Raw genomic sequence first — 12,763 nt, 5'->3', positions numbered from 1 at the left:
TAAGGCATTCGTTTGCAAGATTCCACACCCAATGTCCCCGGTCACGGCGCTTTGGGCACGGCTCATATCAGGAGATAAATCATGCCCGACAACCGCAGAAGCAAAACCGTCACCCAAGGCGTGCAGCGCTCGCCCAACCGCGCCCTGTTGCGCGCCACGGGGTTCGACGATGGGGATTTCGACAAACCCATCGTCGGCGTGGCGAACGCGCACAGCACCGTCACGCCGTGCAACATGGGCATCGGCGCGCTCGCCGCGCGCGCCGATGCCGCGTTGAAAAAAGCCGGTGCCATGCCGCAGATGTTCGGCACCATCACCATCTCGGATGGCATTTCGATGGGCACCGAGGGCATGAAATATTCACTGGTGTCGCGCGAGGTGATCGCGGATTCCATCGAAACCGTGTGCAACGGCCAGAGCATGGACGGGGTGCTCGCCCTCGGCGGCTGCGACAAGAATATGCCGGGGGCGATGATCGCCATCGCGCGCCTCAACATCCCGGCGATCTTTGTTTATGGCGGCACCATCAAGCCGGGCCACTATAAGGGCTGCAATCTCACCATTGTGAGCGCCTTCGAAGCGGTCGGTGAGTACACCGCGCATAAAATTGACCAAAACGAGTTACTGGAGATCGAGCGCCGCGCCTGCCCGGGCGCGGGCTCCTGCGGCGGCATGTATACCGCCAACACCATGGCCTCGCTCTTCGAGGCCATGGGCATGAGCCTGCCGTATTCCTCGACCATGGCCGCGGAGGACGCGGAAAAGGCCGACAGCGCGGCGAAATCGGCCGAGGTGCTGGTGCAGGCGATCCGTAAACAAATCCTGCCGCGCGACCTCCTCACCCGCCGGGCGTTCGAGAACGCCATCGCCGTGTTGATGGCGCTGGGCGGCTCCACCAACGCCGTGCTGCACCTGCCCGCCATCGCGCACGCCGCGGGAGTGAAGCTGACACTCGATGATTTCGATGCATTCAGCAGGCGCGTGCCGGTGCTGTGCGATCTGAAACCGTCCGGACGCTACGTCGCCACCGATCTACACCAAGCGGGCGGCATCCCGCAAGTGATGAAGATGCTGCTCGCCCACGGCCTGTTGCACGGAGACGCGCTGACCGTGACCGGCCAGACTCTGGCCGAGGCGCTCGAGAGCGTGCCCGAAGAGCCGCGCCATGATCAGGATGTCATCCGGCCCTGGGGCCGGCCCATGTATCCGCACGGCCATCTCGCCATCCTCAAAGGCAATCTTGCCATCGAGGGGGCGGTGGCCAAGACCAGCGGGGTGAAGGTTCCGAGGATCACAGGCCCCGCACGTGTGTTCGACTCGGAAGAGGCGTGCATGGAAGCGATCCTGGCGCAGAAAATCAAGGCGGGCGACGTGGTGGTGATCCGTTACGAAGGCCCGAGGGGCGGCCCCGGCATGCGCGAGATGCTCTCGCCCACCTCCGCCCTGGTCGGCGCGGGCATGGGTGACAGCGTGGGTTTGATCACCGACGGCCGTTTCTCCGGCGGCACCTACGGCATGGTGGTCGGTCACGTTGCACCCGAGGCCTTTGTGGGCGGCACGATCGCGCTGGTCGAGGAGGGCGACTCGATTACCCTGGACGCGGAACAACGCTTGCTGCAACTCAACGTGCCCGAGGACGAAATCGCGCGCCGAAGCAAAGCTTGGCAACCGCCTGCACCCCGCTACACGCGGGGCGTATTGGCGAAGTACGCCAAGCAGGTATCGTCGGCGAGCAAGGGGGCGGTGACCGATTGAAGCCATGACAGATCTGACTCGAGCGATGGGAGCCGCCCTGGCACAGGCTGCCGATGGGAATTGACAGCGAAGTCAAGGTTGGGCCGGACTGGGCGGACGCGCTGGCCTTCGACCGCGCCCATCTCTGGCATCCCTATGGCTCGATGACCGATCCGCTGCCGGCGTGGCCGGTGATCGGTGCCGAGGGGGTGCGCTTGAAGCTCGCCGACGGGCGCGAACTGGTCGACGGCATGGCCTCGTGGTGGGCGGCGATCCACGGCTATAACCACCCCCGGCTCAACCGCGCGGTGGAGGATCAACTACGGGGCATGGCGCACGTGATGTTCGGCGGTTTGACCCACGCGCCGGCGATCGAACTGTCGCGGCGGCTGGTGGCGCTGACGCCCGCTCCGCTCGAAAAGGTATTTTTGTGCGACTCGGGTTCGGTGGCGGTGGAGGTGGCCATCAAGATGGCGATCCAGTACTGGCAGGCCCGGGGCCGCCCGGACAAGCGCCGGTTGCTCGCTCTGCGTGGTGGCTATCACGGTGACACCTTCGCCGCCATGTCGGTGTGCGACCCGGTAACCGGCATGCACCACCTCTTCAGAGGGACACTGCCCGAGCAGCTCTTCGCGCCGCGCCCCGGCTGCCGGTTCGACGACGCCTGGAATCCGTCCGACATCGCCGGGTTCGCGCGCCTGATCGAGACGCACCGCGACGAACTCGCGGCGGTGATTCTGGAGCCCGTCGTGCAGGGCGCGGGCGGCATGTGGTTCTACCACCCCGAGTACCTGCGCCAGGTGCGCGCCCTGTGCGACGCGCACGGCGTGCTGCTGATCGCCGACGAGATCGCCACCGGCTTCGGGCGCAGCGGGAGGCTGTTCGCCTGCGAGCACGCCGGCATCGCCCCGGACATCCTGTGCCTGGGCAAGGCGCTCACCGGCGGCTACCTGACGCTCGCCGCCACGCTCACCACCGCCGAGGTCGCGGAGACCATCTCCCGCGGCGGCGCCGGCTGTTTCATGCACGGGCCGACCTTCATGGCCAATCCGCTCGCCTGCGCCGTGGCCGTGGCGAGTGTCGACCTGCTGCTGGATCAGGACTGGCAGGCGCGGGTGCGGGACATCGAGCGCCAATTGCGCGCGGAACTGGCCCCCTGTGCCGCGCTGGCGACGGTGCGGGAGGTGCGGGTGCTGGGCGCGATCGGCGTCATCGAGATGCATGCGCCGGTGGACCTGCGCGCGCTGACGCCGCGATTCGTGGAGGCCGGGATCTGGCTGCGTCCTTTCGGCCGCCTGGTCTACATGATGCCGGCCTACGTGATCGAGCCGCAGGACCTTTCGCTATTGACGGGCGCGGTTCGGCGCGTCCTGTCGGAGATCGATGGACGTGGGGCAATGCGATGAGCGGAAGCGGCGACTCGATGGAGCGGCAATTCCTGCGGTTGTTGCGTCACGTCCTCGCGCATGGGGCGCTAAAAAAAGCGACCGCACCGGCACCGGGACGTTGAGCCTGTTCGGCCATCAGATGCGCTTCGACCTGTCGGCACGGCTCCCGCTGCTGACCACCAAGAATATCCACCTCCGTACGGGGAGAACCACGCAATCGGCTTCATGGTGGGCTATGTTCTCTCCGGCTCGCCTCCGGACTCCGCGGATGGCGTCAACGCTTACTTGAGACGAGTTTCGCGCTCGGTAGATCGCCTCGCCCCGAGCGACATCAGTGAAGGGACTTGGCAGAGCCTACATGCGCGCTCCAAGCCGTCGATGCCGATTCGCTTGCATCATGCGTTTCTTGGGTTCGCGGGCACCTCAGCGTCGCGCGCCTGACCTCCGCCTCCTACAGGAGGCAAACGCAATGCTCACAACGGCATAGGCATGAAACCGGCAGGGCCCGACTGCGGTTTCTTTGTCGCGCCACATCGGCACTTGAAGTCGACTGCGACCTTGATCGATTTCAAGGACACCCGATATGCCGGCCCCCTTCTTCAGGGCTTCGCCCCAGCTGCTGATCATCAGCATTGCCCCCGGACTGTGGGCAGTTCTGTTCATGTTCAGCCAGGCTGCGGTGGCGGCGGACGTGCTCGTCGTCACCGACAGCCGTCATCCGGTGCAGGCCCTGGCCGGCGTGCGTGTCATCGAGCTGGACCAGCCGGCGCACATCGAGGCCGAACTCACGGCGCACCTGCCCGCTGACCCAGCCCAGGCGGAGGCCCTGGTACGGCAGCGGCTGCTCGATGGCGGCGCCGACCTGCAGCGCCGAATCGGCCAGGCCTACCAGGGCGTCGCCGATGCCTGGGGACTGGGCATCGTCAAGATCCCTGCTGTGGTGGTCGATCGGCGCTACGTGGTCTACGGCGAGCCCGACGTGGCCCGCGCCGTCGCGCGCATCGACGCCTACCGGAGCGCACGCCCATGAGCCGCCTGATGACTTCCCGGCGCCTGCGCGCCATCGTCGCCTCGCTGATGCTGGGCGCGGCCACCTCGGCGTTCGCCCTGAACACCGCCACCATCGTCTCTTCGGCGTTGTCGCCCGACTGCCTGGAGTACCGTGTCGTCGGCATCTGCTACTGGCTGTACTGCACGCCGTTCGGCTGCTCGGTGCGCACCTCGGTGAAGGTACGCCACTACGTGCCCGATGCCGTCGTGTCGAGCTACAGCAACACGGGTGAGAACCCCTGGCTGGAAGTGCGGGCGATGAGCATGCCGAATCCGACCGCCAAGGCCGGCGGCGACGGCACCACCAACCACGACAACGAGAACAACCTGGCGAAGTTCAAGAACGCTGACGTGATCGGCCACCCCGCCGGCCTGGTGTTCAGCCAGTTCGCCGCCACCTCCGGCTACTCCTGCGAGGGTGCGGGCACGGCCTTCATGCCCTACCTGCTGAGCACGCTCGATACCATCGCCTGGCGCTACAACATCCCCGAAGCGTTCTACCCCGAAGCTCTGATTCCCGGACGGCGCGAGATCGGCACGCGCGCCGGCCTGAACCTGTGGGGCAACGTCTATCCGCGTGGCGGTTTCCTGCACCAGACCGACGACTACAAGAGCGGTGCCGTGGTCGCGCAGCGTGCGGGTGACATCGTGACGCGCCGCGGCCAGATCCACGTGTACCAGCCGCTGCTGGCCAACGCCCGCGACGGCTACTGGCCGGCCGGCGCGCTGATGGAGACCGACGCCTCGACGGGCAAGTGGCAGGAGCTGACGCCCACGCTCTCGAACAGTTGCGTGGTCTTCCCGCACAGCCGCACCCGCGTGCAGGCCCAGCAAGGCGACTACGCCTGGGCCTTGTGGCGGCCGTACTCCTGCTGCCGGCGCCGTGGCCAGGTCTTCCTCGGCAGCGTCGATTTCATGTGAGGAACCCACGATGAACGCCTCCCTCCCTGACTTCCTGCGCCGCGCGAAGTCGCACCTGCGGGCCACGCTGCTCGTGGCGGCCATCACGCTGGCCGTCGGCGCCGCCTGGGCGCAGACCCGCATCGACCCCAATGGCGTGAATGTCAGCGGCAGCGTGATCGGCGACGACGTGCTCTACAGCATCGGCGGTGGCCGCGCCGTGTCCATGGGCGGTGCGGGGAACATGCAGAGCATCGGTGTCGGCATCGGCTGGAACAGCAACCTCATCTGCGGCGACATGAGCATCACCACGACGCTGCAGAACCAGTTGAACGGCCTCACCAATGGCTTCCAGACGATCATGTCGAACGTGATCCAGAACGCTACTGCCGCGGTGGCGTCGCTGCCGGCGCTGATCATCCAGCGCGCAGATCCCGGGCTCTACAACCTGCTCACCAACGGCATCTTGCAGGCGCGGCTGGACTTCGACCGCTCCAAGATGACCTGCCGTGCGATCGCCGAGCGGATGGCCGACATGGCTGGCGGTCAAGCCGGCTGGAACCAGCTCGCCGAGGGCCTGGCGCTGCGCGATGCGGTCGCCAGCACCGATGCCGTGTCCGCCATCGAGCAGGCCGAGACCAACCGGGGCAACAACGGCGTGCCCTGGGTTGGCGGCAGCAATGCCGGCGGCAACGGCCAAAGCTCGATCAAGGTGGTGGGCGACGTGACGCGTGCGGGCTACAACCTGCTCAACGGCCGCAGCGTCGGCGATGCGTCGCCGATTGCGTCCAGCGCCTGCGGCAACCGCCTGACCTGCCAGACTTGGCCATCGCCGCAGGCGGCCTCGGCCTGGGCGATCCGCGTGCTGGGCGAGCGTGAGCAGCGCACCTGCGAGAGCTGCACCAAGACGCAGACCACCCCAGGCGTCGGGCTCACGCCGATGATCCAGGAAGAGTACGAAACCAAGCTGCAGTCGCTGCAAGAGCTGGTGACAGGGGCGCGGCCGACGACGCCGGCCCATCTCGAAGCCGCCGGCAGCAGCTCGCTGCCGATCACCCGTGGCGTGATCGAAGCGCTACGCGACGAGCCCGATCAGGACGTGCTGGGCCGGCGTCTCGCATCCGAGGCCGCACTGTCGAGCGTGCTGGAAAAAGCCTTGCTGCTGCAGCGCACGCTGCTGACGGGCAAGAAGGAGCCCAACGTCGCAGCCAACGAGCTGGCCGTGCAGGCGGTCGATCAGGAGAACGCCGCGCTGGAGCAAGAGATCAACAACCTCAAGACCGAGCTGGAGCTGCGGCGCACGTTGGCCGGCAACTCGGCGATGGCGATCATCCAGCGCCACAGCACCCGCGCCGCCGGCTCGCGCGGTGTCTTCGAGGGCGACACCACACGCGACCGGCTGCGGGAGATCGAGAAGCCGCGGAGCGGTACGCCATGAGCCGGCTGGCCTGGCTGCGGCTGCCGTGGCTGTTCAACCGCCGCGTTGGCGTGGCGCTGCTGTGGACCTTGCTGGTGGTCGCCGCCGCGGTGGCGGTGAACATCGCGGGCATCCACGTGGTCGGCGGCGTCGATGGCTGGGAGAACTGGTTGAGGGCGCATGCGGGCCACTTCTTCCTGTGGCGGCTTCTGCTCTACGCAGCAACAGCCTACGGCTGGTGGTGGATGCGCGGGCGCCTGCGGCAACGTGAACCGTCGGCCGAGGCGCATAAGCGCCTGCTGCGCACGGAGATCGCGGCCGTGATCTCCGTGGTCGCGCTGGAAGCCAGCCAACTGTTGCGGCACGGCTGAGACCGGGAGGCAGGCATGACGCTCTACACCACGGACTACCTGGAGTATTACCTGACCCTGGTGGCTTGGGTGGTCAACAACGGCATCTGGAGCATCCTTGTGACCAGCGGCGTGTTCGCGCTGCCGTTCGTGGCCATCGTGATCCAGGAATGGCTCAAGGCCCGCAGCGAAGGCGCTGACGAGGGCAACAAGGGCGTGCTGTCGTCGATGCGCATCGAGAACCGGGTGTGGGTGGCGATCGTAGTCATCATGTTCGCCGGCATCCCGTTCATCCCGGTGGATCTCGCCACGATCAAGTTCGACACCACGCGCTCCGCGCAATGCCAGGTCAACGTCCCGCTGCCCAACGACACGGGCTGGTCCAACGTCTACACAGCGCTCAACAACCAGAGCGCGCTGGTGCCGGTGTGGTGGTTCTTCATGCATGCGCTGTCGAAAGCCGTGACGGGCTCCGCGGTGGCGGCGATTCCCTGCGGCACGGACCTGCGTCAGGTTCGCATGGATGTGGATGCCACGCGCATCGACGATCCGGTGCTGGCACAGGAGGTCGCCGACTTCACGCACGACTGCTACGGGCCGTCGCGAGCCAAGCTGTTCATGAACCGGCCGACGCTCTCCGAGGAACAGATGAACGACGTCACCTGGATCGGGTCGAGTTATTTCCTCGACACGCCCGGCTTCTATGACACCTATCGCGCCAAGACCCCACGCACGGCCTGGCCCTACGACGCGACCCGCGATGCGGGGCTGGCACTGGTGGACAGCGGCGGCGGCTATCCGTCCTGCCGACAGTGGTGGGCCGATGGCGGCCAGGGACTGCGCAGCCGGCTGCTGGCGCAGGTCGACCCGGACCTGCTGACCCGCATCGGGCGCTGGGCGGGCTTCCTGTCGCAGAGCGAGGTCAATGACTCGGTGATCCGTGCCGTGGTCTCACCGCGACAGCAGAAGATGAACCAGGGCGCCGTCTACACCGACTACGGCGGCCAGATCGACAAGACGCTGCCGAACATCGTCACGCGCGGCGCGGGCGACCTGGGGCTGACCGTAGGCTCGCTGGGCTTCTTTCCCGCGATGGACGTGGTGCGCCAGGCGCTGCCGATAGTGCTGACGATGCTCAAGATGGCGCTCGTCATCTGCATCCCGCTGGTGCTGCTGATCGGCACCTACGACCTGAAGACGGTGGTGACGGTGAGCTGCGTCCAGTTCGCGCTGTTCTTCGTGGATTTCTGGTTCCAGCTCGCGCGTTGGATCGACAGCACGATCCTGGACGCGCTCTACGGCTGGGGGTTTGGCGCGGACAGGCCGCACGCCAACTTCGACCCATTGATCGGCCTGAACAATGCGTTCGGTGACATGCTGCTGAACTTCGTCATGGCGATGATGTTCATCGTGCTGCCGACGTTTTGGGTGATGGCACTGGCCTGGGCTGGTGTACGGGCAGGCAATATCCTTGGAGCGCTTACCGTTGCTACCGGCGACGCAAAGGCGGCTGGAGGTAGTGGCTCTCGCCTTGCGATGACGGCTGCATCGAAAGGCGGTGCGAAGTAAGACGCATCCTTTCGCACCGAATGGGGCAGCTACGACTCGTCAGAGTCGCCCATGTCGTGGCGCCACTCGTTCTTGTCGTACAGACCATGGCCAGAGTGTCCTTCACGCCACTCTGGCTGGTTCTCATCATCCACATCGGCATTCCGCGCGAGCCATGCCGCGACTACCGCAAAGGCCAGCAGCAGGACGAGCCAGGATACGGTGTAGAGCAGCATGCCAAGCACGGCCAGCTTGACGATCCAGAGCACCGCCGTCGCCGCGCCCGCGGGCACCCCGCGCGTCACCAGCCAGCCGGCGACACGCTGCTCGCGGCGCAGGTATCCACGCCAGGCACGGCCAGCCCCCCGGCCCAGCCGGTGGCTCCAGCGCCCGTTGTGCGTGTTGGTGGTCATGTTCATGTGCCTCGGCTTCAGTGGTGCCTCACCTCATGGAGCGGCCGGTTCGGGCTTGCCCTCCAGCATAGACCGCGACCAGGAGGGCGGGTGGGTTGCGGCTGGCAGAGCCAGGCTGGCTCGGGTGTCGCCAATATGATTAGATTTTGCACTGGAAATCAAACGTTATGCTACTTTCCCTGCGAATTCTTGCGATACCTCTAAGGGTTGATTGGATTCCGTGCTATTTTTATAGCATGGATGGAAATTCTAGGCACCAGGTAATCAAGCGGCTGCAAGCGGGGCTCCCCCGCGGGGCGCCGTTCGACCTTGCCACCCTGAGCCAGTTCGGGGTGTCGCCCCAGCTCGCCGCCCACTATGCCGACGGCGGGTGGCTCGTGCGCCTGGCCCATGGCGTCTATGCCTTCCCGAACGATGAGTTCGGGGTCTACGGTGCGCTGAAGTTCCTGCAACAGCGCGTGCCCGGCCTACACGTCGGCGGCAAGAGCGCCCTGGCCCTGCAGGGCGTGCGGCACAACCTGGGCAGCCGGGAGGTCTTGGTGCTGTGGGGCGACGGTCGTTTCGCGTTGCCGGCCTGGTTCACTTCGCGCTTTCCGGCCCGCTACGTCCACGCCCGCCTGTTCGACTGGCCGGACACGGCGCTGGTCGGCAAGACTCTGACCACGCCGCCTGGCCTGCCCGAGGATCTGCGGGTGGCAGCCCCCGAGCGTGCCGTTCTGGAGATGCTGTACGAAGCCGGCGTAAAGCAGAGCCTCGAAGAGGCCCGTAACCTCTTTGACGGACTGCGTTCCCCCCGCAAGGACTTGCTCGGGCAACTGCTGTCCTGCTGCGCCAGCGTGAAGGCCGTGCGCCTGTTCCTCACCTGGGCGCGCGACACCAGCCTCGTGGATGTCGATGCTCTGCTGGAGCAGTACCCGGTTCGCACCGGCAGCAACACGCGCTGGATGAGCCGGCTCGATGACGGCACCTTGCTGAGCCTGAAACCTCATGGATAAGACCTACGCGGACACCGTTCGCCTGCTGCTGGCCGTCGCGCCCGACGTGTTCGCCAATGACATCTTCGCAATGAAGGGCGGCACGGCCATCAACCTCTTCGTGCGGGACATGCCGCGCCTGTCGGTAGACATCGACGTGGTGTACCTCCCGTGGCAGACGCCGCGCGACGAAGCGCTGCAAGCCATCAACCAGGAGCTGGCCGCCATCGCCACGCGCGTTGCACCACTGGGCGTGCAGACACGCCTGGTTCGCGCCAAGGACCTGGGGGACACCAAGCTGATCGTCGAGAACGACGCCAACCAGGTGAAGATCGAGGTCAACGTCGTGTTCCGAGGCAGCGTGCTGCCCGTCGAGCGGCGGCCGCTGAGCGCCAAGACCAGCGATCTGTTCGGCGTCGAGTTCGAGCTGCCGGTTCTGGCACCGGACGAGTTGTACGCCAGCAAGGTGGTGGCGGCGCTGGATCGGCAGCACCCCCGCGACCTGTTCGACGTGTGGCAGCTCTACGAATCGGGCGACATCAGCGACGGCATGGTCGAGTGCTTCGTGATCTATCTGGCGGGCCACAACCGGCCGCCCCACGAAGTGCTGTTCGGCAACGACAAGGACATCGCAGGCGAGTACGAGCGGGCCTTTGTCGGCATGACCGAAGTGGACTGCTCCCTGGAGATACTGCTCGACGCTCGCGCCAGGCTGCGGCGCGAGCTGCCACAGCGACTGAGCACCGCGCACAAGCAGTTTCTGAGCGGGCTGGTGCGCGCAGAACCGGACTGGTCGCTGGTGCAATGCCCGCACGCCGCTCAACTGCCGGCACTGCGCTGGAAGCTGAGCAATCTCGAAACCTTCCGCAAGCGTCGTCCCGACGACTTCGCAGCGCAAGCTGCCGCCCTCAACACCGGCTTGGGCCAGAGCTGACGAACATCCCGCAGCGCCCCACTTGCCGGGATTGCCCCATGCCGCATTCATCGTGGCACCCGCGAAGCAGCGACCCTATACCCGAAGGCTTCCGACAAAGGCCAAAGGGCTGGGAAGGGGCAAGGGAAGGGCGCCAAGGGGAAAGGCCCTATCCTGAAAAGGCCAAAAGGCGCCCCCGAGCAGCCCGTCATCCGGGGTTCGTCATGCTCTCGCTGTTCCAGCGCAAACGGGTGCCACCCACCGCCGGCACACCGCCCACATCCGCCATCGAAACTCCGAAAGGGTTGATGCGGCCGGAGTCGGCCGCATCGCTGCTGGCGACGCCGCGCCGGCAGAAACTGCTGGAACACATCTGGCAGCGCACATCGCTCTCGCGCCGACAGTTCGCCACGCTCTACCTCGCCCCACTGGAGCGCTACGCCGAGCTGGTCCAGCAGTTCCCGGCCTCCGAGAGCCACCACCACGCCTATCCGGGCGGCATGCTGGACCACGGCCTGGAGATCGTCGCCTACGCGCTGAAATTGCGGCAGTCTTACCTGCTGCCTGCGGGCGTGACGCCAGAGGCACAGGCGGCCCAGGCCGAAGCCTGGACCGCAGGCACGGCCTACGCGGCCCTGCTGCACGACATCGGCAAGATTGCGGTCGATCTGCACGTCGAGCATGCCGACGGCAGCCTCTGGCATCCCTGGCACGGCCCGCTGCGAAAGCCCTACCGCTTCCGTTACCGAAAGGAGCGTGAGTACCGCCTGCACAGTGCCGCCACCGGGCTGCTCTACGCGTGCCTTCTCGATCGGGACATCTTCGACTGGCTCAGCGGCTATCCCGACCTCTGGGCCGCGCTGCTGTATGTGCTGGCCGGCCAGTACGAGCACGCCGGCACGCTCGGCGAGCTGGTCGTGCAGGCCGATCAGGCATCGGTCGCCCAGGAACTCGGCGGCGATCCCAGCAAGGCGCTGGCGGCGCCCAAGCATGCGCTGCAACGCAAATTGCTTGACGGCTTGCGCTACCTGCTCAGGGAAGAGTTCAAGTTGAACCAGGCCGGCCCGGCGGACGGTTGGCTGACCCAAGATGGCTTGTGGCTGGTGAGCAAGACCGTCTCCGACAAGCTGCGCGCACATTTGCTGTCACAGGGCATCGACGGCATCCCGGCGAGCAATACGGCGGTGTTCAACGTGCTGCAGGATCACGGCATCGTGCAACCGACGCCGGATGGGAAGGCGATCTGGAAGGCTACCGTCACCAGCGACGCCGGCTGGTCGCACGCCTTCACCTTCCTGAAACTCTCGCCGGCGATGATCTGGGATGCCGCCGACCGGCCGGCGCCGTTCGCAGGCCGTGTGCAGCTCGAAGAGGAACAGGCGGTGGCCGATGGGCCGCACGTGGAAGGCATCGAAGCTGCACCCGCGAGCACGGCGCCGATCGCATCCGCAGCCACGGACACCGGCGTGGCCGCGCTGCTCGACCTGCTGGGCGACACCGCTCCACCCACGGCACCGGAGACCCCGAGTTGCCCTGTTGCCGAGGCCGAACCGGCCCCTTCGACCGTGCCCCCGCCGCAGATGAGCCTCGCGCCTGCCCAGGATCGCGCGGAGCCCTCTGGGGCGCACTTCATGGCCTGGCTGCGTCAGAGCATCCAGACGCGCAAGCTCATCATCAACGACGCCAAGGCCCTGGTGCATACCGTCGCCGGTACGACCTACCTCGTCAGCCCCGGCGTGTTCCAGCGCTACGCGCAGGAGTACCTTCAAGTCGCCACGCTGGCCAAGCAGGAGAAGGTGGAGGGGTGGCAGTGGGTACAGAAGCGCTTCGAGAAGCTGGGACAGCACCGCAAGCAGCCCAGCGGGCTGAACATCTGGACCTGCGAAGTCACCGGGCCTCGCAAGTCGCGCCGACTGCACGGCTACCTGCTCGCCAGCCCGGATACGCTGTTCCAGGAGACGCCGCCAGACAACCCATACCTGCGGCTCCTCAACGAAGCCGCAAAGCGCGAAGATTCAGCCCTTGGGGGCAAGGACGACGATCAGGAGTAGGCATGCGACCGCTGTGCAGGCCGAC

Annotated in this window: 11 protein-coding genes and 1 pseudogene; 11 read left to right on the top strand and 1 reads right to left on the bottom strand. The window is 66.4% G+C overall.

The features are described 5' to 3' along the window. The first annotated feature begins 81 nt into the window (after positions 1 to 81). From ilvD to E2169_RS09680, 8 genes and pseudogenes are all read left to right on the top strand, one after another. Complete coding sequence (gene ilvD, locus E2169_RS09720) at positions 82 to 1,755, top strand: dihydroxy-acid dehydratase (RefSeq protein WP_086077262.1); 1,674 nt, start codon at positions 82 to 84, stop codon at positions 1,753 to 1,755. Between the two features lie 53 nt (positions 1,756 to 1,808). Beyond that, complete coding sequence (gene bioA / locus E2169_RS09715) at positions 1,809 to 3,140, top strand: adenosylmethionine--8-amino-7-oxononanoate transaminase (RefSeq protein WP_086077261.1); 1,332 nt, start codon at positions 1,809 to 1,811, stop codon at positions 3,138 to 3,140. A 17-nt stretch (positions 3,141 to 3,157) separates the two neighbouring features. Beyond that, positions 3,158 to 3,324 (top strand): annotated as a pseudogene (locus tag E2169_RS14475) (thymidylate synthase); the annotation flags it as partial. Positions 3,325 to 3,783: 459 nt separating this feature from the next. Beyond that, positions 3,784 to 4,152, top strand: coding sequence for a TIGR03757 family integrating conjugative element protein (locus E2169_RS09700; RefSeq protein ID WP_425480547.1), 369 nt, complete (start codon positions 3,784 to 3,786; stop codon positions 4,150 to 4,152). Continuing rightward, complete coding sequence (locus E2169_RS09695; protein ID WP_033470467.1) at positions 4,149 to 5,093, top strand: TIGR03756 family integrating conjugative element protein; 945 nt, start codon at positions 4,149 to 4,151, stop codon at positions 5,091 to 5,093. Before E2169_RS09700 ends, E2169_RS09695 begins: the two co-directional genes overlap by 4 nt. 10 nt (positions 5,094 to 5,103) lie before the next feature. Then, entirely contained in the window at positions 5,104 to 6,510 is a 1,407-nt protein-coding gene (locus E2169_RS09690; protein WP_033470466.1) for an integrating conjugative element protein, read from the top strand. Next, positions 6,507 to 6,860 (top strand): hypothetical protein, encoded by a 354-nt coding sequence (locus tag E2169_RS09685; protein WP_132986427.1) that lies wholly within the window; start codon positions 6,507 to 6,509, stop codon positions 6,858 to 6,860. Before E2169_RS09690 ends, E2169_RS09685 begins: the two co-directional genes overlap by 4 nt. 15 nt (positions 6,861 to 6,875) lie before the next feature. Further along, a complete protein-coding gene (locus E2169_RS09680; protein WP_042928630.1) occupies positions 6,876 to 8,408 on the top strand; it encodes a conjugal transfer protein TraG N-terminal domain-containing protein in 1,533 nt (510 codons plus the stop codon). A 29-nt stretch (positions 8,409 to 8,437) separates the two neighbouring features. Here E2169_RS09680 and E2169_RS09675 read toward each other — a convergent pair whose 3' ends face one another. Continuing rightward, positions 8,438 to 8,806, bottom strand: a complete 369-nt coding sequence (locus E2169_RS09675; protein WP_042928628.1) for a DUF3742 family protein — start codon at positions 8,804 to 8,806, stop codon at positions 8,438 to 8,440. A gap of 230 nt (positions 8,807 to 9,036) precedes the next feature. On the opposite strand from E2169_RS09675, the gene E2169_RS09670 reads away from it, so the two are divergent. The 3 genes from E2169_RS09670 (at position 9,037) to mobH (ending at position 12,738) form a co-directional block, all read left to right on the top strand. Then, positions 9,037 to 9,795, top strand: a complete 759-nt coding sequence (locus tag E2169_RS09670) for a type IV toxin-antitoxin system AbiEi family antitoxin domain-containing protein (protein ID WP_165942393.1) — start codon at positions 9,037 to 9,039, stop codon at positions 9,793 to 9,795. Continuing rightward, positions 9,788 to 10,708, top strand: a complete 921-nt coding sequence (locus E2169_RS09665) for a nucleotidyl transferase AbiEii/AbiGii toxin family protein (protein WP_132986425.1) — start codon at positions 9,788 to 9,790, stop codon at positions 10,706 to 10,708. The genes E2169_RS09670 and E2169_RS09665 overlap by 8 nt, the downstream gene beginning before the upstream one ends. Positions 10,709 to 10,911: 203 nt before the next feature. Next, entirely contained in the window at positions 10,912 to 12,738 is a 1,827-nt protein-coding gene (gene mobH / locus E2169_RS09660; protein ID WP_042928624.1) for a MobH family relaxase, read from the top strand. Positions 12,739 to 12,763 lie beyond the last annotated feature (25 nt).

Origin of the sequence: Luteimonas terricola (genome assembly GCF_004352845.1) — a bacterium.
Classification (GTDB): Bacteria; Pseudomonadota; Gammaproteobacteria; order Xanthomonadales; family Xanthomonadaceae; genus Luteimonas; species Luteimonas terricola.
This window is presented reverse-complemented; position numbering and strand designations above follow the sequence as displayed.